Genomic DNA, 24,860 nt, shown 5'->3' on the forward strand with positions numbered 1-24,860 from the left:
TATGAGTCAGATAAGGCCCATTTCTTTCGAAATGGTCTTGATGAATTTCTTCATCATTTTTTGATGTCTTGATTTTGGTTTGGACATAGAACATATCTTTGATCTTTTTGGATCTTGATATAATCTATATTTCAGTATTCGGTTTTCAAGGAACAATTACCTTATTCATGATCTTCGATCACGATCTAAGTCTGACTGTTTGAACAGTCATCAGAAATCGGAAGACTTTTGTTTTCTGATCTCTCATCATCATTCAAACTTTTTTTATAAATCTGGCAGCCACCTATCCTCCCATACCGTCACCAGTATAGTACTTTCGGCCGCTTAGGTCTTAACCGTCGTGTTCGAGATGGGAACGGGTGTTTCCCCCAAGCGCATCGCCACCAGAAATGTTTTGTTGTTAATGTTCAGCGCTTTGATATCTTACTCTGCAGTTTTTCGCCTGTCAAGCTCGATTTTTCAAAGACTTTTCTTTGCTTTTTAGTTAATAAATAACCTTAACAACTAAACAGTAATGCAACTCCCTACTTCTTCCTTCTTTATTTTCCTTAGAAAGGAGGTGATCCAGCCGCAGGTTCTCCTACGGCTACCTTGTTACGACTTCACCCCAGTTATCCGACCTGCCTTAGGCAGCTCCCTCCTTACGGTTAGGCCACTGACTTTGGGCATTTCCGACTCCCATGGTGTGACGGGCGGTGTGTACAAGACCCGGGAACGTATTCACCGCAGCATTCTGATCTGCGATTACTAGCGATTCCAGCTTCGTGCAGGCGGGTTGCAGCCTACAGTCCGAACTGGGTCGTTATTTTTGGGATTTGCTCACCTTCGCAGGGTTGCTTCCCTTTGTTACGACATTGTAGCACGTGTGTGGCCCAGATCATAAGGGGCATGATGATTTGACGTCATCCCCACCTTCCTCCAGGTTATCCCTGGCAGTCTCCATAGAGTGCCCATCTTACTGCTGGCTACTATGGACAAGGGTTGCGCTCGTTGCGGGACTTGACCCAACATCTCACGACACGAGCTGACGACAACCATGCACCACCTGTCTCAGATGTCCCGAAGGTCTTATGGCATTACCCATAATTCATCTGGATCTCAAGATCTGGTAAGGTTCTTCGCGTTGCTTCGAATTAAACCACATGCTCCACCGCTTGTGCGGGTCCCCGTCAATTCCTTTGAGTTTCATTCTTGCGAACGTACTCCCCAGGTGGAATACTTATTGCGTTAGCGCCGGCACTGAAAGACTATGTCTCCCAACACCTAGTATTCATCGTTTACTGCGTGGACTACCAGGGTATCTAATCCTGTTTGCTCCCCACGCCTTCGAGCCTCAACGTCAGTTGCTGTCCCGTAAGCCGCCTTCGCCACTGATGTTCTTCCTGATATCTACGCATTTCACTACTACACCAGGAATTCCGCTTACCTCTCCAGTACTCTAGTCTACCAGTTTCCAAAGCAAGCCCACGGTTGAGCCGTGGGGTTTCACTTCAGACTTGATACACCGTCTACGCTCCCTTTACACCCAGTAAATCCGGATAACGCTTGCCCCCTACGTATTACCGCGGCTGCTGGCACGTAGTTAGCCGGGGCTTCTTACTCAGGTACCGTCATCTCCTCTTTCGAGGCCTTTCTTCCCTGCTGATAGAGCTTTACATACCGAAATACTTCTTCACTCACGCGGCGTCGCTGCATCAGGCTTTCGCCCATTGTGCAATATCCCCCACTGCTGCCTCCCGTAGGAGTTTGGGCCGTGTCTCAGTCCCAATGTGGCCGTCCGCCCTCTCAGGCCGGCTACTGATCGTCGCCTTGGTGGGCCGTTACCTCACCAACTAGCTAATCAGACGCGGGTCCATCTCATACCTATAAATATTTTCACACTAGATCATGCGATCCTGTGCGCTTATGCGGTGTTATCAGTCGTTTCCAACTGCTATCCCCCTGTATGAGGCAGGTTACCCACGCGTTACTCACCCGTCCGCCACTAAGTTTAACAAGAATCTGCCGAAGCTTCATCAGCGCTAAACTCCGTTCGACTTGCATGTGTTAGGCACGCCGCCAGCGTTCATCCTGAGCCAGGATCGAACTCTCACTTTAAAATGCGACAAAAATCATAAATGATCTTCTTACGCTTGGAATCACTTCGTGATTCCGAGTTCGCCGGTTCAGACTTATGCTGACTTAATCAGAATAATTCTGCTCCACTGTTATTTCTAACAGCTTGATGGTGGCTAAACCATCAAAAATTTACTTTTGGTTTTTGTTCTTCTGAACATTCTGTTCTTCTTTAAAAGAAGAACTGGAATTTTCAGGGTTGCATTACTGTTAAGTTGTCAAAGTGCTTTTGCATTAAATCTATTCGATTTTTGCACGTTCCGTTTTTTGCGGAACATTTATTATTTTACTCTCTCGCTTTTTTTTTGTCAACTGCTTTTTTTATTTCATATCAGCTCATTCAAGGATGGCTCGATACTATTTATTAAAGCAATCTGCTCGTTATTACACGAGCTCTTTGCGACAGCGAAATTGATTATATGACAGTAATACTCTAACGTCAACAATTATTTTTACGTTTATTTTATATCACAAAAGAGGAAACTATTCATGATCAGCTTCCTCTTTTCACAAATATCACCACTGCATATTATCACTATCATTTATTCTGGTTAAATAATTCAAACTTCGCACTTGCCAAACATACGCCACCCTTTGAGACAGTGCCGATGCTGATAGTTTATAATGCATTTTCATATCTTTTGAAGGTGTTATAAAATTCAGGAGCATGAGATATGAATTTTTATATTCTTCTTAGGGTCTGCATGTCTGAGCGAAGTGAGTTTCAGACCCTAGAATATAAAAATCCAGATATCATGCCCTGAATTATAACACCTTCAAGATATGAAAATGCATTATAAACTATCAGCATCGGCACTGTCTCAAAGGGTGGCGTATGTTTGGCAAGTGCGAAGTTTCAGTCAAATTATTTTTTACTCCAGTTTTATTATACCAATCTCATTATTCCAGCTTTATTGTATAAGTCTTACCATTGATAGCCGCAGTTACTGTTATGTCGCTTATGGATGAGGCCTGTGATGATGGAATCACAACCAGAAGCACAAGCTGTTCTTCCGATCCGGATGATACTGTTCCTACATAGCTGCTAAGGTCATTTATAAGCATTGTAACTTTTGTGTATCCTACATTCTGCCCGTTTACACTTACTTTAAAAGTCGCATTTCTGTTGAGTATATTAAGTGATATCGCTGATGAAGTAGGATTACTAAGCCCAAAGTTAAGAACTAGTATTTTTTCTCCATCTCCTGCTACTACACCGCCTTGTGCACTCGATGAAGGATAGGCATTCATAACCGAATAACCGTTAAATGAAAGTTTAAGACCACCAAGTTCAGAATCCAGATCAGATAGGTCATCATCCGCAGCCGCTGTTTCTACTGTATTTTGCAGATCAGACCCGCTGTCATCCTGGTCCGTTCCTTTGTCAGATCCGTCATCATTTCCCTGACCACCAGATACATCTATAGAAACATCTGTACTGCTGTCTGTATCAGTATTATCGTCTTCTATACCTGCAACAATGTTATCATCTCCTGATTCAGGAACATCAATATCACTTCCTGTCTGGTCAATATTATCAGCATCAGGATCATCCGCTTCTGTATTACCTGCATCAACCACTTCTGTAGTCTGCCCTTCACCAGCCTCAATCGCCATGTCGGCAAAAGCATTGGTAGTATCCACTGTCTTTTTTTCATCATAGTAAGGACCTTTATCAGAATTCTTGATAGCCACATAAGTCAGATCATCCACTACATTGTACGAATACTTCATAAGAAGCTCTGCTGCATAGGTTGTCACTTGATCGTATTCCTCTTTGTTCTCTTCTTTTGAGATGGGAATCGTATCATCTGTTGCGCATGCAGACATAAACAGAGAAACCGATGGAATTATTATGATCAATGATATTTTGGACAATAATCTCTTCATTTTCTTGTTCCTACTTTCATGAGCTATCACAACTTTTGTTCAGGTACCAATGTTTTCAGTAATGCCAAATCTTATGGTTAATATTTCATACTGCCTTCTGTAGTGTCTTACTCATATCTGATCAAATCATGAACATGTCTAGCAGGTCTCAAGCTCAAACCAGAATTCAACACCTTTTTCGCAATTCACAACTCCATATCTTTGTCCCATTGAGTCCATGATAGCTTTCACTATCGACAGACCCACGCCGCTTCCGCCGTATTCTCTGGTTCTTGCTTTATCAACTTTATAAAACTTCTCCCAGAGATGTTCAATACTATCTTGAGGAATTGGATCTCCAGTATTATAGACGGACACCCTAACTACTCCGTCACCTTTTTTGAATTTTATCTTTATTATCCTGTCTCCATCTATATGGTTTAGAGCATTGCTGTAATAGTTCTGAAGTACCTCCTCTACCTTGAATTCATCTGCCCAGACATATATCGGTTCAGAATCCTCTATCTGCACAGTGACATCTTTCTGCTTCGCTAATATATCGGCTGATTTGAGATAATTCTGAATAACCGCTACTATATCAAAGCGTTCAAGATTATAATTGTTCTTGCCAAATTCCAGCTCATTGAGCGTCATAAGCTGTTTGACCATCTTATTCATCTTGCCCGCTTCATCTACAATTACATCGCAGTAAAACTCCCTGCTTTCAGGATCATCATCTGCTATTCCATCCTGCAGTCCTTCTGCATATCCTTGGATCAGTGCAATAGGAGTCTTGAGCTCGTGAGAAACATTTGCAAGAAATTCACTCCTCATCTTGTCTATCTTTTCTTTGGTTTCAATATCTTTTTTCAGTTCCAGGTTAGCTGTCTTCAATTCACGTATCGTTTTTTCAAGCGTTTCCGAAAGTTCGTTTATATTTTCTCCCAGAAGATCAAGCTCATTTTTATGTTTGCTCGTATATTTTGCATCGAAATCCAGTTCCTTCATCCTATTTGAGATTTCAGTAAGTTTACTGATTGGTTTAGTGATCCTTCTTGCCAGAAAAAAAGATAATAACGCCCCGATCAAAAGAATTCCTATCGCTACATAAGTCATAAAAGTATTGGAAATTCGTACACTGTCTTTAATTCCTTCCAGCGCACTTCTTATCATGAATACATTTCCATTATCCAAAAAGCCGAACATTTCCATATAATCAGTATCTGTTCTTGCATCTGTGTCTATTTGGAGAATATAATCGTCTTTTTGAATCAGTATCGTCGGATTATCACTATATTCAGATAACCCCAGCATGTTAGCCCATAGTTTTTTCTGAAGATAAAAATAATCAGGAGATGACGATTTTACGATGTTCGAATTTTCGTCCGCAACGATAACATCAATGTTATAGCGTTCACATATCCTCATCAGTTCTATGTTAAAAGAATCCGAGGTAATGTCCCCTGAATTCATCGCATCATTGACGCTTTCATAAGCTATAGTTATTACATTAGCTTTATCATTTATATAATATTTTTCAAGTAATATATTATTAAAAAGCAAAACGCCGCCCACCATGCCTATTAAAAGTACTGCAAAGATAAGCATGAAGTCACGGCGAAGCGGTCTTTTTATTTTGTTTTTGTTATTATCACTCATAATAACTATACCTCAAACTTATATCCCATCCCCCAAATAGTCTTTATCATGTCACCTTTATCTCCTAGTTTTGCTCTTAGTTTTTTTACATGAGTATCTATGGTTCTTGCATCACCGAAGTAGTCATAATTCCAAACATTATTCAGAATATTTTCTCTCGAAAGTGCGATTCCTTTATTCTCAAGGAAATAAGTAAGCAGTTCAAACTCCTTAAAAGATAGTTCAATAGGGGTACCATCGATAGAAGCAATATGAGCAGATTTATTGATAACGATACCGCCTTCTTCGATAGAATCTTCATTAGACGTCTGAGAGCTTCTTCTAAGTATAGCCGAAACTCTGGCAACGAGAATCTTAGGGCTAAATGGTTTAGATATATATTCATCCACTCCAAGTTCAAATCCCTGAAGCTCATCTCTTTCATCAGACCTTGCAGTCAGCATTATTATCGGGACTTTGCTGTACCTTCTTATCTCGCGACATACTTCCCATCCGTCCATCTTAGGCATCATCACATCAAGTATTATCAAAGATATACTCTTATCAGCAAAAAACTTGTCTATAGCTTCCATTCCATCACCGGCCTCTTCCACTTCATACCCGGCTTTTATCAGGAAATCACTGACAAGTTTTCTCATTCTGCTTTCATCATCTACTACTAAAATCTTAAGTTTATCCATTCCCTTAGTCAGACCTCTTTTACGGGTCTTCGCCTCCTTTGTATACTATACAGGGCTCACAACGACCATATATATAGTATACCCTTTATATGTCTTTTTTGTGAAAAGATAAAAATCCTCCCTCAAACGTTTATATACAAATCACTCCTCTTCAGAAGAGCTTCTAAAATCCTTCTTTGATTCAATTCCAAGTTCTTTCTCTTTTTCCTTCACTGCCTTCTCTCTCTCAGCAAGCTCCTCTTCCCAGGCTTCATACTCATCGGTTATAGTTTCTTTATAATTAAGCACAGTAGTTGAACTGTTACTAGCAGCTATGAGGAACATCGCAATTACAAGGATTATCAGGAATATATTTAGAAAAAGAGAATACTGCAAAAATTTGGGGCTTTTCTTTTTCTCCGGTTTTTCTTTAACAATTTCCTTCGGAACATAATCATCAGGAGAAGTTGTATGTGTATAGATATGCTTTAGTTCTATAGATGGCATATCAGACAGATCCCCTCCCTGGAGCATGACCTGACGACGCAAAAAAGACAGAAAGCTCCATCCAAGAGGCGTTCCAAATACTTTGTTCTGTATAGATTTAGTATAGACTGTTTTAATATTGGCAAGACTGTTCAGTTTGACATGGGACTCCAGATACTCTATTTTTCTGGCATCGACTCTTGCTTTGTCTGCGTCTTCTTTGGTCTTAAACAAAAAGCCGCCAACATCAAGTGCATCATCAGTCTCTACAGGATCATTCTTAGCAGGCTCAGTATTTTTATCTGGAATTATATTGTCTCGCAAATCTGCCATTGCAGCCTCCTGAAGATACACAATAACCCATTTTTCGCAAAATCATTATCCCCTCAGCAGCTAATTTTTTTGGGGGGATGTATTTCCATGTACAAATACAGGATGTATTTAGTACATGTATGGAAATACATGGATGTATTTCCATGTACTTCACTCTTCTATTTCGGCAGAAAATCCAATAATATCAAGATTTTATTTTGTTTTATCCAGGATTTGCTTCAAACATACAATAAATAAGTTCTTGTTATCTGACTCAAACTTCGCACTTGCCAAACATACGCCACCCTCTGAGGCAGCGCCGATGCGGGTAGTTTATAATGCATTTTCATATCTTTTGAAGGTGTTATAAAATTCAGGAGCATGAGAGATGGATTTTTATATTCTTCTTAGGGTCTGCATGTCTGAGCGAAGCGAGTTTCAGACCCTAGAATATAAAAATCCAGATATCATGCCCTGAATTATAACACCTTCAAGATATGAAAATGCATTATAAACTATCCGCATCGGCGTTGCCTCAGAGGGTGGCGTATGTTTGGCAAGTGCGAAGTTTCTGTTATCTGAGTGTAATCAAGTCAATAAAACAAAAAAGATTTTATTGCCGGATCAAAGTCCAGACAATAAAATCCTTTTTATTTTTATAAATACTTATTTCAAATCTACCACTTCGGCAGTGAAATATCCTCAAAGAAGCTTTTTAACTTGCTCTCATCCCTGATCACGAATAATCTGTCGGGAAATTACCAACAAATACACTTACGCTTCGTGCTTTCAATATCCATCCCTCATCTGTCAGCGGTACAGGCCTATTATAAAAGAACTTGCCATCCGTAGCTCCTGTATTTATAGCAAGAGCCCAATATCCACCTCCGGGAAGCCCGGGAAGTTTTATAGCTATATCTTCCCAGAAAACATTGATCGCAATATATACTACATCATCATGACCTTTTTCTCTGGAAAAGCCTGCAAAACGGATACCAATCATTCTGCTATCCTTAGTTATATTACCATTATAAGGATCTTCTACATGGCAACTTTCATAAGGAAGGCCGCATCTAGCAGGTTGTAAATCTTTTCTGATCGCAGGATGCCTTTTCCTAAACTGTATAGCATTTCTATAAAAATCATAGAAATCGTGGTTTTTATTAATAAGATCCCAGTTAAGCCAGGATATCTCATTATCCTGACAATAAGCATTATTGTTACCAAACTGGGTATTGGCAAACTCATCACCGGCAAGCAGCATTGGTGTACCTCTGGAGCACATAAGGATCGTAATGGCATTGCGCATCATCCTAAAGCGCAGCTTTAAAATCTCAGGATCATCAGTCTCTCCTTCTTGGCCGCAGTTCCAGCTTCTGTTATCATCTGTTCCGTCAGTATTGTTCCATCCGTTAGCTTCATTATGCTTGCCATTATATGAATACAGATCATATAGAGGAAAACCATCATGACAGGTTATAAAATTGATCGATGAATTATAACCAACATACTCACCACCATAAAGGTCCATGGAACCTGTGATCCTCTTTATTGCTTCCGGCGCAGACCAGTACTCACCCTTAAGATATGAACGAATGTCGTCACGGTATTTGCCGTTCCATTCAGCCCATCTGTTCCATGCAGGAAAACTCCCTACCTGATACATTCCACCTGCATCCCAGGCTTCTGCGATTAGTTTACAGTTGCCAAGGATAGGATCATAAGCAAGTCTCTGAATAAGAGGTGGCCTGTCCATTGGAGTACCATCCTCATTTCTACCAAGAATGCTCGCAAGATCAAAGCGGAATCCATCCACTCTATAATCCTCAACCCAGTAGCGCAGGCAATTGACTATCATCTCCTGAACCAGTGGATTGTTACAGTTCACAGTATTGCCACACCCTGAGAAATTGTAATATTTGCCGTCAGGTGTCAGCATATAGTAGATATTATTATCAAAACCTTTAAAAGAAATAAAGGGACCGTTCTCATTACCTTCAGCTGTATGATTGAATACAACATCAAGGATTACTTCTATTCCATTATCCTTAAATTCTTTTATAAGATTTTTGAGTTCAAGACCTTCGTAATTGTACTCGCCAACAGAAGCATAAGCTGTGTTTGGTGCAAAAAAACTGACCGTGTTATATCCCCAGTAATCAAGCAAGGTTCGCCCGTTAACTTCTCTTTTATCCCTAGTCTCATCAAACTCGAAAATAGGCATCAGCTCTACTGCTGTTATTCCAAGATGCTTAAGGTAAGGCACCTTCTCCTTAAGTCCTTCAAAAGTTCCGGGATACCTTACACCGGAAGACGGGTCTTTGGTGAACCCTCTAACATGAAGCTCGTATATGATAGAGTCTTCCATGGGAGTTTCAAGCTGCCTTGTAGCATTCCACTCAAAGTTATTCCTTACTATTCTGGCTCTGTATATGCCATTTCTATTATCATTCTGTCCCCAGATGCGTTGCCCGCTTACAGCCTTGGCATACGGATCCAGAAGCATATGCTTTTTATCAAAAAGAAGCCCTCTTGACGGATCCCAGGGACCATCAACAGAATATGCATATTCAATATTCTCTATATCCAGTCCGAATACGATCATTGAATATGTCTTACCGATTTTATAAGATTCAGGAAAAGGGATTGTTCCAAAAGGAGCAGAATCGCCTCTGTGGAATAACAATAATGTTATAGACTTGGCTCCTTTAGAATAGCATGTAAAATTAACACCATCAGGGATGACAGTGGCTCCGTTCATTTCATAATAACCAGGCCTGATACGAAAACCATTGATCTCATCAAGTGCCAGCATCTGGCGGTTTAGATCCATCTTTCTGAATTCTACACCGCGGTGCTCTCTGAGTACTTTTCTTTCTACTCTGCGTCTTCTGAACTCTTGCATAAAAAACCTTCCGCCTTTGTAAATGTTTTTAAACGCAAAACCTCATTTATAGTTTAACATAAAAAAACACCCCGGAAAACCAATTTGGTAAATCCGAGGTGTTATGTTTTTGGAATTATAAAAATATAGTAATAGTATACACTATATTCTCAACTAAAGCTCCTATTAAGCAGGATATGCTCCGTTCTTAGTATCAGCCTTAGCAAGATCTACTCCGCTCTTCTGAGCTTCACGATACTTGAAGAAGTCTGTAGCAACCTGAGGGAATAATGCGTATGAAAGAACATCTTCATCGCATGTAGCCCACTGCTTGCACTCTTCTCTGAACTTGTCCATCTGAGGCTCGATAAGATCTGCAGGACGGCATGTGATACGCTCTTCGTCGCCGATGCACTTCTTAACAACTTCAGGATCCATAGGCTTGATAGTCTGACCGTATTTACCTCTTACAAGGTCCTTGGTCTGCTCAGGAACGATCTTATATCTCTCGCCCATAAGGACGTTCATAACTGCCTGAGTACCAACGATCTGTGATGAAGGTGTAACGAGCGGTGGCTCACCAAGGTCTTTACGAACTCTCGGTACTTCTTCAAGAACTGCTTCAAGCTTATCAAGCTTGCCCTGATCAGAGAGCTGCTTAGTAAGGTTAGAAAGCATACCACCAGGTACCTGATACATAAGAGTCTTGATATTAACACCAAGAACCTTAGTAGACATAAGTCCTGACTCAAGGCACTCTTCTCTGTATGGACGGAAGTGATCAGCAATCTTAGAAAGGATCTTCTGATCATAACCTGTATCGTATGGTGTTCCCTTAAGGGCTTCAACCATAACTTCTGTAGCAGGCTGTGATGTACCAAGAGCAAATGGGCTGATTGCGCAGTCGATGATATCAACACCGGCTTCAATAGCCTTCATGTATGTCATGCTGGCTACACCTGATGTGTAGTGAGTATGAAGTTCGATCGGGATCTTAGTACCGCTCTTTAATGCTCTGACAAGCTTATCTGCTTCGTAAGGAAGAAGAAGTCCTGCCATATCCTTGATACAGAGTGAATCAGCACCAAGTGACTCGATCTCACCAGCAATTCTCTTCCAGTATTCATCATCATAAGCACCGCCAAGTGTGTAGGAAAGAGCGATCTGAGCTTTTCCGCCATACTTCTTGCAGGCCTTTACAGATGTCTCAAGGTTACGAAGGTCATTAAGACAGTCGAAGATACGGATGATATCAATACCGTTCTCGATTGACTTAGCAACGAAAGCTTCTACTACGTCATCAGCATAGTGGCTGTATCCAAGAAGGTTCTGACCACGAAGAAGCATCTGAAGAGGTGTATTTTTGAAGCCTTCTTTAAGTTTACGAAGTCTTACCCATGGATCCTCTTTAAGGAAACGAAGGCATGAATCAAATGTAGCACCACCCCAGCACTCTACTGCGGCATATCCTACTTTGTCCATTGTATCAACAATAGGAAGCATCTGCTCTATTGGCATTCTGGTAGCGATCAGAGACTGATGTGCATCACGAAGGACTGTCTCGGTGATCTTTACCGGTTTTCTTTCAATATCAGACATAGATTTTCTCCTTTATAAATTTAGATTCCGAATATCGCCATAAATGTACCGGCAACAACTGCTGTTCCGATTACACCTGCAACGTTAGGTCCCATAGCATGCATTAGAAGGAAGTTGGTAGGATCTGTTTCAGCACCAACCTTCTGAGATACACGTGCAGCCATAGGAACGGCTGATACACCGGCTGAACCGATAAGCGGATTGATGCTTCCACCACTGAAAAGATTCATCAGCTTACCGAACAGTACACCTGCGGCTGTTCCTACTGCAAACGCAATAAGACCAAGAGCTACGATCTTAAGTGTAGCAACATTAAGGAATGCTTCTGCACTTGTAGAAGCTCCAACTGATGTACCAAGAAGGATAACTACAATGTACATAAGTGCATTAGATGCTGTCTCCTGAAGCTGGTGTACTACACCACACTCACGGAAGAGGTTACCAAGCATCAGCATACCAATAAGCGGAGCTGTTGTAGGAAGGATCATGCAGACAACGACTGTAACAACAATAGGGAAGAGAATCTTCTCAAGCTGTGATACAGGACGAAGCTGAAGCATGCGAATCTTACGTTCCTTCTCTGTTGTGAAAAGCTTCATGATCGGAGGCTGGATGATCGGTACAAGTGACATGTACGAATATGCAGCAACGGCAATAGGTCCAAGAAGAGTTGTGCAACCAAGCTTTGTAGCAAGGAAGATAGATGTAGGACCATCAGCACCACCGATTATAGAGATAGAAGCAGCTTCTGTTCCGGAGAATCCCATAAAGATAGCCATAAAGTAAGCTGAGAAAATACCGAACTGTGCTGCTGCACCAAGCAGGAATGACTTAGGGTTGGCAATAAGCGGACCAAAGTCGGTCATCGCACCTACACCCATGAATATGAGTGAAGGAAGGATAGACCATTCATCCAGCTTGTAGAAATATGTGAATAATCCACCGCCGCTTCCGTCTTCGGATATCTCGTGCATAATATCAGGATAGATATTAACAAGAAGCATACCAAATGCGATCGGAACAAGAAGCAGAGGTTCAAAATCATGGGCTATAGCCAAATAAAGAAATACGAACGCTACAAGAATCATAACATAATTGCCCCAGTAAAGGTTCTGGAAAGCTGTCTGATTCCATAGATTCGAAAAGGTTTCAACGATTTTTTCCATTATTGTTCCTCCAGTAGAATACGTAACTATTAGTTAAGTGTCGCAAGAACTGCTCCTGCTTCTACTGAATCACCTACTGCGCAGTCAATGCTTGCAACAGTTCCGTCTGAAGGAGCAACCATAGGAATCTCCATCTTCATAGACTCGATTGTAACAACAGCGTCACCCTTCTTAACAGCCTGTCCTACGTTAGCGTTAACCTTAACAACCTTTCCGGCTGCACCGGCTTCAACCTTGATTGAACCAGCACCAGCGGATGCCTTCTTAGCTGCAGGAGCTTTCTTAGGAGCTGCCTTTGGAGCTGCTGCAGGAGCTGCGCCGCCTGCACCTTCTTCTACTGTAACATCATATACGTTGCCATTTACGGTAATAGTATAGTTTTTCATGTTTATCCCTTCCTGCCGTATGTATAACGGCTTCGAAATTTTATGTGAATCCTGTAAATTCTTATCTTGTGTTGCCGTGAGGCATCAGTTATGCTCTGGCTCCGGAACGTCTCTTTCTAATAGAACGAACAACAAATCCATCACCGGATGCAGAAGCGTTACTTCCCTCATAAGCTGCGATAGCTGCTGCAATTACAGCAACAAGCTCATCATCATCAGAAAGATCCTCTTCTTCTACAACCTCAGGAGCTGCTGCAGGCTTGTTTGCAGGAGCTGGAGCAGGCTGTTTCTTACCGATCTTTCCGATCATAGGGAAAAGAGAAATGATCAGACTGATAAGAATAAGTACTGCAAATGCAGTTCCCATTCCAAGCAGTGTATTAATACCCGCATCAGCAAGAGCGTCAGCCATTGAAGTAGTTCCAGTTGCTTCAAGAGCTATAGGAAGATAAGATAAAGAACTTGTAAAAAATTCCATCATCATTTACCTCCTTATTTCGTTACATGCTTCTTTGCAGGTTTAGCTTCTCTCTTTGTAAAAAGCATTTCTAATGCACCGATAACATATTTTCTTGTATCTGCAGGCTCGATGATCTCGTCAACATAGCCTCTTCTTGCAGCACTTACAGCGCTGTTCTGAAGCTTAGCATACTCAGCTGCGATCTCATTAACCTCTTCTGCGCTCTTACCATCACCGATGATCTTGGCAGCCATATCTGCTTCCATAGTTCCGATCTGGGAATCAGGCCAGCATACATTGATATCTGCCTTAGAGTTCATGATAACGAATGCGCTACCAAGAGCCTTACCTGTAACAACGTTAACCTTCGGAACAGAAGCATTACCAAGTGCAGAAACAAGTGATGCTGCATTCTTGGCAAGTCTTCTCTCCTCACATGTTGTTGCAAGGAATCCCTTTACGTTAGTGAATGTAACGATAGGAAGATCGAATGCATCGCAGAAACGTACAAAATCAGCAGCCTTCTCAAGACCGTTTGCTGTAAGAACTGCATCGAACTTCTCTTTTTCTTTACCATTTTCATCAAATACTACGCTGCGGTTTGCAACAGCACCTACTGTAGCACCGTTAAGCTTGATGAATCCTGTAACCATCTCTTTAGCGTACTCTCTCTTTGTTTCAAAGAAAACGCCGTTATCTGAAAGAATTGAAAGTGCAAGTGCAGGATCTGCAACTGCTCCGTCAAAATTCTCAAGTGATCTGTTAAGATCATCAGCACACTCTTCATAGAAGTCGCTGTCTTCGTTATTGGAAGGAAGAAGACTTACAAGCTGACGAATCTCGTTGTAGATTGTCTCTTCATCACCAGCTACATCTACGATTCCAGTCTTAGAGCTCTGGAAATCAGCAGCTGCTGTGTCACACTTCTCTTCATAATTGCCTTTAATGGAATTTGGAGAATTAACGAAAAGCTTTCCGTTCTTGGTCTCCATGAATGTAAAATCAGAAAGTGCCGGTACAAGTGCCAGACCACCACCACAGCCACCGAATACAGCTGTGATCTGAGGAACAACTCCTGAAGCCTCAACCTCTTTAGCGTAGATCTCGCCAAAAGCTGAAAGAGCATCTGTTGCCTCCTGAAGACGCATACCTGTAGAATCAATAAGACCAATTACAGGTGCTCCCATCTTGACTGCCATATCGTAGATACGTGCAATCTTCTTTGCATGCATTTCACCAACGGAACCGCCTAGTACACTTGCGTCCTGGCTGTATACATACACAAGGTTACCATCGATGACACCATATCCCGTAACAACACCATCGGATGGAGTCTCTGACTGTTTCAGACCGAAGTCAGTGCTCCTTGCTGTAACCATAGCACCAATTTCGACGAAACTGTTCTCATCGAGTAAAGCATTAATTCTTTGACTCGCCTGTGAAGTACTACTCATTTACTTACCTCCGTATAATATATGTTGACGTTAAAGCACTCGCAAGTAGAAACATATTGATTTGTTTGTGAAATGAAATCTCTTACATGTCCTAAAACTTGATAATGCCAAACTTTTCACAAATATTATTGTAACATAAACAAATCGGAAATAGTACAGTATTTATAAGGATTTTTATATAATAACGCTTAAAAAATTTAATTGTATACACAATTAAATCTGTAATTGTGATATTGAAAGTATTCTTTTACTTTTTCCAATATCAAAATTACAGATTTTATATTAGTAAACATGAAGATATGGTCAGATATCCAATTTGACATCTATCTCTTTTTCAGCCTCTTTTTTGAACTCTTCTGCATGATCTATATCAATTGAAGGCAGATCATCGACAGATCTTACTCCAAAAGATCTAAGGAACTGTTCTGTAGTTCCGAACAAGATAGGTCTTCCGGGAGCATCCATACGGCCCAGCTCCTTTACAAGCTCGAATTCTACAAGCCTGTTAACAGCATGATCTGAATTGACTCCGCGGATACGCTCTACTTCAGCTTTGGTAACAGGCTGCTTGTAAGCAATGATCGAAAGAGTCTCAAGAAGAGAATCCGTAAGAATGTACTTCTTTGGTGAACTCGCAACCTTGATAAGCTGAGGATAAAAATCCTTCTTGGTGCTAAGCTGCAGTGAATCTTCCAGTTCCAGCAGATTTATTCCGCTGTCATTTTTTTTATATTTATCTTTAAGATACTCTATCTGTTCTTTTACTTCTTCTATACTTTCTTCAAGAGCATCTGCAAGCTTGGACACTTCAACAGAATCTCCCATTGTAAAAAGAATAGCCTCAATAGCTGCTGCTCCTTCTTTCTTTTTCATATCAGCTCTGCTCCTTTTCTAATTCCATAGCTGTCTTAACCGCCTCTTCCTCGTCCATCTCTTCACCAAACTTATTTGAAGTTATGGTTATATCCGCAAAAGTGTCATCCTGAGTCACAGTAACTTCTCCAAGTTTGATCTCTTCTAAGATTACAAGAAACGCAACAATGATCTCAGCCTTAGTTGCTTGTTCCTGCAAGAGTTTTCTAAAGCTGAAGCTCTTATGTTTTCTGACATAAGCTTTAATAAAAAGAGTCTTCTCATCAATATCAACAGACTCTCGTTCAATTCGTCCGAACGTACTTCTAACAGGATCGATCTTATCTTCCTGCCTTCGAATCAATTCCTGGAATATCTCGTTTAGTTTCTGAAGATTGTTATCACCAACAAGCTCCGCGTAATCTATAGGAGGTTCATAAGACGTAACTTCTGAAGGAAGGTTCTGCTTACGATAAAAATACATATCGCCGCCATCGAATCTCTGCGCCAGCTCTCCCGACAGATACTTGAACATCTTGTGCTCAAGGAGTTTTTCAACAAGTTCTGCTCTTGGATCCTCCTCTTCGCCTTCTTCATTGACTTCGCGAGGAAGCAGCATCTTGCACTTTATATCCATAAGTTCAGCCGCCATGACCAGAAATTCACTGGTAACATCCATGTCCTCTTTCTCCATAAGGCTAAGGTATTCAAGATACTGAGCTGTGATAGTGGAGATCGGAATATCATAAATCTCAACTTTATTTTTATCTATAAGATGAAGCAGAAGGTCCAAAGGTCCTTCAAATGCCTCAAGCTTAACTTCAAGTGACATTACTGTGCCTCCCCATTATCAGCTTCAAGGTCGATCACCACAAGTTCTCCGGGATTAAATACCCTGATAGGAATAGTATGTGTCCAAAGCCCTCTGGACAGAACCATGGTATGACCACCTATCTTAAACAATCCGCCATCATATTTTGGAAAAAGAATAAGTGCCGGAGATATTACACCTCCAAGCAAAGGAAGTTTTATGATACCTCCGTGAATATGGCCTGACAAAACAAGGTCTGCTCCCCACTTTGCATATTTAGGAAAATACTGGGGATTGTGTGCTATAAGAAGATTAAATCTATCTTCATCAGGTTTGCCTATCATGCTATCAAGATAATCATCCTTCATTCGGCGTATGATAACTTTCCTGAAATATTCATGAGGAAGCTCAAGACCTGTTATCCTGATACCATATTCATCAAGAAACATCTTATCATTGTTCAAAAGATTCACGCCAAAACTGCTCATATCATTGATATATGTATCATAAAATTGCCCAAAGCCTTCATAATACCAGTTAAGCTCACTTTCGTGATTGCCATTTGCTGCATACACAGGATATCTGGATGCAAGCTCTCTGACAAGTCCCTTCTCTAAAGGCCATGTCTTACGAGGCGAAGAGCCTGTAAGAATGTCTCCTGAAAAGACAATGATATCAGGATTTAGTTCATCTATAGCTTTGATAAGGTTCTTGTTATCATCGCCATACTGCCAGCCGTGAATATCAGATAAATGGCATATTCGAAGACTTTTTTTAAGCTTAGAACTCTTTACGTTATATTTTCTAATAACAAATCTTTTTGAATTATATATACTGTTACAGATACCTATAACAGCGCAGACAATGATCAGTATGATCAGAATTTCCAATATTTTAATCAGCAAATTAAAACCCAACTTTCGTGAAATGTATTGCTACTATGTAATCTATTGCAAATATAAAACATAATTGCAATCATAAAGCTACCATGATAAAAGAAAAGCCCTTGATTTTATATAAAAACCAAGGGCTGTATTTCTTTAGTTGTATTTACGCTTTCTAGCAGCTTCAGACTTCTTCTTACGCTTTACGCTAGGCTTCTCGTAATGTTCTCTCTTACGAATCTCCTGCTGGATACCAGCCTTAGCACAACTTCTCTTAAAACGACGAAGTGCGGAGTCAAGTGTTTCATTCTCTTTTACTATAACTGTTGACATATATTCTCTACCCTCCCTTCAGTCCCGTTACATTATTGAACTGATCGGGTTATTTACTTAAGTTAAATCAATTTAACTCACAGCATTTAAAATTATATACTGTTTTATTTCGATAGTCAAGGGGGTCTTTGACATCTTTTTTACTGGATCTGACCGGCAAGCACTTCAGCAGCCTTCTTGAGGGCATCTTCGATACCTGCAGGATTCTTACCACCAGCCTGAGCCATGTTAGGACGACCGCCACCGCCGCCTCCTACCATAGGAGCTATCTCTTTAACAAGATTGCCGGCATGTGCACCCTTCTTAACAGCTGAGTCAGAAGCCATTGTCATGATGCTGACCTTGCCACCATTATCACTCATAAGAACTACAACGCAGTCTCCAAGCTTCTCTTTAAGAGAATCTCCAAGTTCACGAAGTCCGTTCATATCTACATCCTTAAGTGACTTAGCTACAAGCTTAAGACCCTTAACATCTACAGCATCATCAGCTGCATTACCAAGAGCTTCCTTGGCAGCGCTGCTCTTTAAGGACTCGTTCTCGCTCTTAACAGCTTTAAGTTCTTCCTGAAGCTTCTTGATGTGATCATACAAAGTATCTGGTGTAGCCTTGAGAAGAGCTGCTGCATCCTTGGCATTTTGCTCAAGCTCTTTGTAATACTCTGTTACATTGCTGCCTGTGATAGCTTCAATACGTCTAACGCCTGCAGCAACACCGGACTCAGAAAGGATCTTGAACTGGCCGATCTGTCTTGTATTTGATACATGTGTACCACCACAAAGCTCTATAGACCAGTCACCCATGTTAACAACTCTTACGCTGTCACCGTACTTTTCTCCGAACAGAGCCATAGCACCTGACTTCTTAGCTTCTTCAAGAGTCATAACCTGTGTATTAACATCAAGTTCAGCTGCAATCTTCTCATTTACAAGCTCTTCAACCTTCTGGATCTCAGCAGGTGTCATTGCCTTAAAGTGAGAGAAGTCGAATCTTGTACGATCTGCATCCTGATATGATCCAGCCTGCTCTACGTGTGTACCAAGCACCTCACGAAGTGCCTTCTGCATAAGGTGAGTTGCAGAATGATTACGGCATGTAGCCATACGACCATGCTTGCAAACCTTAAGTGTAACCTTATCTCCTGTCTTGAACATACCCTTAACAACGCGGCCTATCATAGCGATCTTAGATCCGGCAACATGCTCTGTACTCTCAACCTTGAATACAGCAACCGCCTTATCATTGCAGCTATCGCAGCCAAGTGCATCATGCTCAGCGCTGTCAACATCAGCAGGATACAGGAAAATCTTACCATGATCTCCTACCTGACCACCCATTGTTCCATAGAAAGGTGTCTGGGAAGTTATGATCGCACCTGTCATTCCATCTGTAAGAGCATCAGCAACAGCATTCTCTGCATCTTCATCAGCAGCATGCAGCTCAGCCATAGCTACGATAGTAGAATCAGCTACAAGCTTATCATAGCCGATAAACTCTGAATTGATACTAGGATCAATATCTTCGTATACAGTTGCATCAGCGCCCATGTAGTTACTTACTTTACGAGCAGCTCTAGCTGTATCACGCTGATTCTTCATAGCCTTTTCGAATCCTTCTGCATCTACTAAGAATCCGTTCTCAGCAAGGATCTCTTCTGTAGAATCAAGAGGGAATCCGTATGTATCATATAATTTGAATGCATCTTCACCTGACAATGTATTCTTGCCGGCAGCCTTAAGCTCTTCCTGCATATTTGCAAGGATCTCAAGACCCTGTTCGAACGTCTTCTCGAATTTATCCTCTTCCTGACGGATAACATTAAGGATGAAGTCCTTCTTCTCCTCAAGCTCAGGATAACCATCCTTAGAACCTGCAATTACAGAAAGTGCAAGCTCAGGAAGGAATGAACCGCTTATTCCAAGCTTTCTTCCATGTCTTACAGCGCGGCGGATGATTCTTCTAAGAACATATCCTCTTCCTTCGTTGCTAGGCATGATACCGTCTGAGATCATGAAAGTAGTAGAACGGATATGATCTGTTACGATACGAACAGATACATCGCTTTCTTCTGTTCCTTCTGCTTCATACTGTACGCCGCCTGCCATCTCGCAGATCTTATCACGAAGAGCTTTAATTGTATCTACATCAAAGATTGATCCAACATCCTGAACTGCAACAGCAAGTCTTTCAAGACCCATACCTGTATCAATGTTCTTCTGTACAAGGTCTGTGTAGTTGCCATGTCCATCATTGTTGAACTGAGAGAATACAACGTTCCATACTTCCATGAAACGATCGCCTTCTCCGCCCAGTACATCCTCAGGACCTGTACCGTATTTCTCACCGCGATCATAGTAGATCTCTGTACAAGGACCGCAAGGGCCTGAACCATGCTCCCAGAAGTTATCTTCCTTACCAAGCTTTATGATACGCTCAGCAGGAATATGCATCTTATCAGTCCAAATCTTGAAAGCCTCATCATCATCCACATATACAGAAGGATACAGACGCTCTGCATCAAGACCTACAACCTCTGTAAGGAATTCCCATGCCCACGGAATAGCTTCTTCTTTGAAGTAGTCTCCAAAAGAGAAGTTACCAAGCATTTCAAAGAATGTACCGTGGCGAGCTGTCTTACCAACATTCTCAAGGTCACCTGTACGGATACACTTCTGACAAGTAGTAACTCTGCGCTTTGGCGGAACCTCCTGGCCTGTGAAGTAAGGCTTAAGTGGTGCCATACCTGAGTTAATGATAAGAAGTGAATTATCATTATGTGGTACAAGTGAAAAACTATTCATACGAAGATGATCTTTGCTCTCAAAGAACTTAAGATACATCTCACGAAGTTCATTAACACTATATTTCTTCATGACTGTTCCTTTCAAAAGGCTTTGTTTATACAAAGTCTCAATAATATTATCTCAAAATAATATTTGCGTAAGATCCGCATCTATTGCAGATCTTACGTCAAATATCTTCAAATCCTGCATTTATCAAAAAGCAAACTTCTCTTCAAAGAACTTATCAAGCTCTGCGATAGGCCATCTTACATTGCCTTCAGAGTACTCGATCTGCTTCATGGTATCACGCTCACGAATTGTTACGCAGTGATCTTCTTCAGAATCAAAGTCATAAGCTATGCAGAAAGGAGTTCCGATCTCATCCTGTCTTCTGTATCTCTTACCGATAGATCCGCGATCGTCATACTCGCAGTTCCACTTCTTGGAAAGCTGGTCAAATACCTTCTCAGCATTCTCTGAAAGCTTCTTGGAGATAGGAAGAACAGCGATCTTAACAGGAGCAAGAACAGGATGAAAGTGCATAACTGTTCTTACATCGCCGCCCTCAATTTCCTCTTCATCATATGCTGCGCACAGGAATGCAAGAGCAACACGGTCTGCACCAAGTGAAGGCTCGATAACATAAGGGATATAACGCTCTTTTTTCTCTTCATCAAAATATGTAAGATCCTGAGCTGATGTTGTCTGGTGCTGACTAAGGTCATAATCAGTTCTGTCAGCGATACCCCAAAGTTCACCCCAGCCAAATGGGAACTTGAACTCGATATCTGTTGTTCCCTTTGAATAGAATGCAAGCTCTTCAGGATCATGCTCACGAAGACGCATCTCATCTTCCTTCATACCAAGCTCAACAAGGAAGTCTCTGCAGAAATTCTTCCAATACTCATACCACTCAAGATCAGTTCCGGGCTCGCAGAAGAACTCAAGCTCCATCTGCTCGAACTCACGTGTTCTGAATGTGAAGTTACCAGGTGTGATCTCGTTACGGAAGCTCTTACCGATCTGACCGATACCAAAAGGAAGCTTCTTACGAGTTGTACGCTGTACATTCTTGAAGTTTACGAATATACCCTGTGCTGTCTCAGGACGAAGGTATACAGTATTCTTAGCATCCTCAGTTACACCCTGGAATGTCTTGAACATAAGGTTGAACTGACGGATATCAGTAAAATTGTGCTTGCCACATGAAGGGCAAGGAACATTATTATCGTTAATGAAATCCATCATCTGCTGCTGGCTCCAGCCGTCAACTGATGACTCAAGTGTGATATTGTTCTCAGCAGCAAAATCCTCAATGATCTTATCTGCTCTAAAACGCTCATGGCACTCCTTACAGTCCATCAAAGGATCAGAGAAGCCGGCAAGATGTCCTGATGCAACCCAAGTCTGAGGGTTCATAAGAATCGCGCAATCAACACCTACATTGTATTTGTTCTCCTGAACGAATTTCTTCCACCATGCCTTCTTGACATTATTTTTGAATTCAACACCAAGTGGACCGTAATCCCAAGTATTTGCAAGACCTCCGTAAATCTCAGAACCGGGGAAAATAAATCCTCTGCCCTTAGCCAGTGCAATTACTTTGTCCATTGTCTTCTCTTCTGCTTTCATTTCCTTAATCTCCTGTATCTTTATTCGTTAATCTGCTTTCAGTACAATATAACACAAATCGTCCTTAGTTGCAGATAAATCTACGTTTTTACTACCATTAAAAGAGCTCCCTTCAGGAGCATAAGCTATTTTGCCATAGGAATAGAATCCTATCTTCTCATTCATGACAATAACTGTCTGATCCTCTGAGATAAGCTTAACATCTATCTTCTGACCCTTAGAATCAACCAGTGTAGACGGAAGGCTGTATCCAAGTGCCTTCATATCTTTATAAGAGCCATAGAAAAGAGTAACCTGATTAAAATCCGCATAAGAAGCCGTATCCTTATATGTCATTGTGACACGTACATTCTTATCTTCAGTTACGGCATCCTGAAAAGTAATAAGATCCTTACCTTTGGTTGAATTGTACTCATTGACTTGACTTTCAATATCAGTTTTCAATTCACCCAGATCATAGTAAGGTGCCGAGAAATCCTCGACTATAGTACTTATTACCTGTCCGTCCTTGCCCACATATACGGCAGTGCTATCAGACTTAGTAACATCCATACTCTTACCGCATCCGGTCAGTGCAACTGCCATAAACACGGCTGCACAGATTATCTTACGTATATGAAGTTTATAACTATTATCCGCACAATTAACCATACTTAACCTCATGTCGCGATCATAGCGAGTTACTATTGGCTGAAATTGGTGGAGCTCGCGGCACCAATTCGCTATGCCTGCTGTCTTTCCTAATGATGAATAAACTCTAAAAGTCCGTAATATGGCCCTTAGCTCTTCTTTTATATATTCACAGCGCCAAAAATGCGCGCAGAATGCGCACTTATGTAATATCTTCATGTGAATACATACATTACATGATTATAATAGAGCCATGACCTTTTTTCAACTTTTTTAAAGTTTAGTCATGGTCATATAAGTTCACGTTCCACGGTGCTTAATATTTCAAGGCTTTTGAGCTGCCTGTCAACAAAATGTTCCCGATACATCCTTGTTATATCTATCAGCTCTTTAAGTGCCTGATCGCTTAGTCTGAATGTAAAAAGACTTTTTAGATCAGAACCGCTTATATGCTGCATTGCAAGCTTTACTGCATCGCTATAGCCTCTGTTTTCAGGAACTCCCGGATATTGACCATCAATAACAAGTGCCCGAAGTTCAAATATACATCTGACAAGCCTCTTATCAAAAGCATCTTTGGTAAGAGCAGTAAGTGAAAGATATAAAAGCTTTAATAGCTCAGTCTCATCGCTGTTTTCCGTCGCATAATAATCCGCCAGTTCCAGAAGATAAGTTCCATAGCAGGTATCTTCCAGATTCCGGCGGAAAGGTTCGAAATAATTGATGATATCTGTTTCAATTATATTGTAGGAACTTTTCCCTTCGTATAAAGTAAAAGTTCCATAGCAAAATGGTTCGACATTGCCGGAAAGCTTGCCTCCCGGCTTTCTTGCGCCTCTTGCAAAAGCACTGATCTTGCCACGCTCCATAGTAATGATCGTAACAGTAAAATCATATTCACCAACAGGCCTGTGCTTTATGACAATGCCGTTTACAGTAAGTCTGTTGTCCTGATCAAATGTCTCTTTCATCATAGCCAAAATGCTTCATCTGCGAACTGTCATCTCTCCAGTTCTTACGAACTTTAACCCACAGTTTCAAATTAACCTTGCACTGAGTCATATCTTCAATATCAACTCTGGCCTGGCTTCCAATCTTTTTGAGCATAGCACCGCCCTTACCTATGACTATTCCTTTATGAGAATCCCTTTCACAGATAATGGTAGCGTCTATATCCAGAAGCGGCAGACCGTCGTCAGACAGATAGCCTTCTCTTTCTCTCATTCTCTCAATAGTAACAGCGATTCCATGCGGAACTTCATCCTGAAGGAGTCTAAGAGCCTTTTCACGGATTATCTCAGCTGCAATATCACGCTCAGGTTCCTCTGTTACAGTATCCTCATCATAAAGAGCAGGACCATATGGAAGATATTTGCATATAACATCCATAAGGGTATCGAGATTCTCTTTTTTCCTAGCTGAAACAGGAACTATATCAGAAAAGTTCAGCTCACTTTTGTAAGCATCTATGAACTTTGGCAACTGGTCCTTTTTGACTGTATCAATCTTATTGATAACAAGAACTACAGGCTGTTTGCATCTTTTGAGCTGCTTAATGATATATTTTTCACCTTGTCCTATGAAATCTGTCGGCTCTACAAGCCACAGAATCATATCAGCATCTTCCAGAGTCTTCTGAGCTATGTGAAGCATATAAGATCCAAGCTTATTCTTGGTCTCATGTATACCCGGCGTATCAACGAAGATCATCTGACAGCGATCATCCGTATATACTGTTTGAATACGTCCTCTGGTAGTCTGGGGCTTATTGGAGGTGATGGCTATCTTCTGGCCTATCATATTGTTCATAAGAGTGGACTTACCAACATTAGGACGCCCAACCAGTGCTATAAATCCTGTTTTAAAACTATTACTATCCATAAACA

Annotated in this window: 19 protein-coding genes and 2 rRNA genes; all 21 read right to left on the minus strand. The window is 41.1% G+C overall.

From position 1 onward, the window contains the following. Positions 1 to 270: 270 nt before the first annotated feature. The 21 genes from rrf to era all read right to left on the minus strand — a co-directional run bounded on the left by rrf (position 271) and on the right by era (position 24,855). A 5S ribosomal RNA gene (gene rrf, locus I7804_RS13475) occupies positions 271 to 388 on the minus strand. Between the two features lie 164 nt (positions 389 to 552). After that, positions 553 to 2,097, minus strand: a 16S ribosomal RNA gene (locus I7804_RS13480). A gap of 918 nt (positions 2,098 to 3,015) precedes the next feature. Continuing rightward, entirely contained in the window at positions 3,016 to 4,005 is a 990-nt protein-coding gene (locus tag I7804_RS13485) for a hypothetical protein (protein WP_248403858.1), read from the minus strand. A gap of 138 nt (positions 4,006 to 4,143) precedes the next feature. Further along, on the minus strand, positions 4,144 to 5,643 hold the full coding sequence (locus I7804_RS13490; RefSeq protein ID WP_110073219.1) for a sensor histidine kinase: 1,500 nt from the start codon (positions 5,641 to 5,643) through the stop codon (positions 4,144 to 4,146). A 5-nt stretch (positions 5,644 to 5,648) separates the two neighbouring features. Then, positions 5,649 to 6,323: a response regulator transcription factor gene (locus tag I7804_RS13495; RefSeq protein ID WP_248403859.1), complete on the minus strand. Its 675-nt coding sequence runs from the start codon at positions 6,321 to 6,323 to the stop codon at positions 5,649 to 5,651. Positions 6,324 to 6,464: 141 nt separating this feature from the next. Continuing rightward, a complete protein-coding gene (locus I7804_RS13500) occupies positions 6,465 to 7,121 on the minus strand; it encodes a hypothetical protein (RefSeq protein WP_248403860.1) in 657 nt (218 codons plus the stop codon). Positions 7,122 to 7,836: 715 nt separating this feature from the next. Then, positions 7,837 to 9,933, minus strand: coding sequence for a glycogen debranching protein (locus I7804_RS13505; RefSeq protein WP_242994499.1), 2,097 nt, complete (start codon positions 9,931 to 9,933; stop codon positions 7,837 to 7,839). A 237-nt stretch (positions 9,934 to 10,170) separates the two neighbouring features. Further along, positions 10,171 to 11,583 carry an oxaloacetate decarboxylase subunit alpha gene (locus I7804_RS13510; protein ID WP_092043212.1) on the minus strand — a complete coding sequence of 471 codons (1,413 nt, stop codon included), beginning with the start codon at positions 11,581 to 11,583 and terminating at the stop codon, positions 10,171 to 10,173. Positions 11,584 to 11,603: 20 nt separating this feature from the next. Then, positions 11,604 to 12,749 (minus strand): sodium ion-translocating decarboxylase subunit beta, encoded by a 1,146-nt coding sequence (locus tag I7804_RS13515; RefSeq protein ID WP_248403861.1) that lies wholly within the window; start codon positions 12,747 to 12,749, stop codon positions 11,604 to 11,606. A gap of 29 nt (positions 12,750 to 12,778) precedes the next feature. Next, a complete protein-coding gene (locus I7804_RS13520; RefSeq protein WP_073387897.1) occupies positions 12,779 to 13,135 on the minus strand; it encodes a biotin/lipoyl-containing protein in 357 nt (118 codons plus the stop codon). 88 nt (positions 13,136 to 13,223) lie between these two features. Continuing rightward, positions 13,224 to 13,616, minus strand: a complete 393-nt coding sequence (locus I7804_RS13525) for an OadG family transporter subunit (RefSeq protein ID WP_331477812.1) — start codon at positions 13,614 to 13,616, stop codon at positions 13,224 to 13,226. Positions 13,617 to 13,627: 11 nt separating this feature from the next. After that, complete coding sequence (locus I7804_RS13530) at positions 13,628 to 15,049, minus strand: acyl-CoA carboxylase subunit beta (protein ID WP_248403862.1); 1,422 nt, start codon at positions 15,047 to 15,049, stop codon at positions 13,628 to 13,630. Between the two features lie 303 nt (positions 15,050 to 15,352). After that, complete coding sequence (scpB, locus tag I7804_RS13535; RefSeq protein WP_022755616.1) at positions 15,353 to 15,922, minus strand: SMC-Scp complex subunit ScpB; 570 nt, start codon at positions 15,920 to 15,922, stop codon at positions 15,353 to 15,355. Position 15,923: 1 nt separating this feature from the next. Further along, positions 15,924 to 16,733, minus strand: a complete 810-nt coding sequence (locus I7804_RS13540; RefSeq protein WP_110073212.1) for a segregation and condensation protein A — start codon at positions 16,731 to 16,733, stop codon at positions 15,924 to 15,926. Then, on the minus strand, positions 16,733 to 17,617 hold the full coding sequence (locus I7804_RS13545; RefSeq protein WP_248403863.1) for a metallophosphoesterase: 885 nt from the start codon (positions 17,615 to 17,617) through the stop codon (positions 16,733 to 16,735). Before I7804_RS13545 ends, I7804_RS13540 begins: the two co-directional genes overlap by 1 nt. A 135-nt stretch (positions 17,618 to 17,752) precedes the next feature. Further along, positions 17,753 to 17,929 (minus strand): 30S ribosomal protein S21, encoded by a 177-nt coding sequence (gene rpsU, locus I7804_RS13550; RefSeq protein ID WP_022755619.1) that lies wholly within the window; start codon positions 17,927 to 17,929, stop codon positions 17,753 to 17,755. A 140-nt stretch (positions 17,930 to 18,069) separates the two neighbouring features. Beyond that, positions 18,070 to 20,802, minus strand: a complete 2,733-nt coding sequence (alaS, locus tag I7804_RS13555) for an alanine--tRNA ligase (protein ID WP_248403864.1) — start codon at positions 20,800 to 20,802, stop codon at positions 18,070 to 18,072. Positions 20,803 to 20,925: 123 nt separating this feature from the next. Then, on the minus strand, positions 20,926 to 22,344 hold the full coding sequence (locus I7804_RS13560) for a glycine--tRNA ligase (protein WP_248403865.1): 1,419 nt from the start codon (positions 22,342 to 22,344) through the stop codon (positions 20,926 to 20,928). A gap of 27 nt (positions 22,345 to 22,371) precedes the next feature. Beyond that, positions 22,372 to 23,007, minus strand: coding sequence for a hypothetical protein (locus I7804_RS13565; RefSeq protein ID WP_248403866.1), 636 nt, complete (start codon positions 23,005 to 23,007; stop codon positions 22,372 to 22,374). 257 nt (positions 23,008 to 23,264) lie between these two features. Further along, the gene (gene recO / locus I7804_RS13570) at positions 23,265 to 23,948 is read right to left on the minus strand and encodes a DNA repair protein RecO (RefSeq protein ID WP_248403867.1); all 684 of its coding nucleotides are present in this window, start codon (positions 23,946 to 23,948) and stop codon (positions 23,265 to 23,267) included. Beyond that, the gene (gene era, locus I7804_RS13575) at positions 23,929 to 24,855 is read right to left on the minus strand and encodes a GTPase Era (RefSeq protein ID WP_022755624.1); all 927 of its coding nucleotides are present in this window, start codon (positions 24,853 to 24,855) and stop codon (positions 23,929 to 23,931) included. The genes recO and era overlap by 20 nt, the downstream gene beginning before the upstream one ends. Positions 24,856 to 24,860: the final 5 nt, after the last annotated feature.

The organism is Butyrivibrio fibrisolvens, from assembly GCF_023206215.1.
In the GTDB taxonomy this organism is placed as follows: domain Bacteria; phylum Bacillota; class Clostridia; order Lachnospirales; family Lachnospiraceae; genus Butyrivibrio; species Butyrivibrio fibrisolvens_C.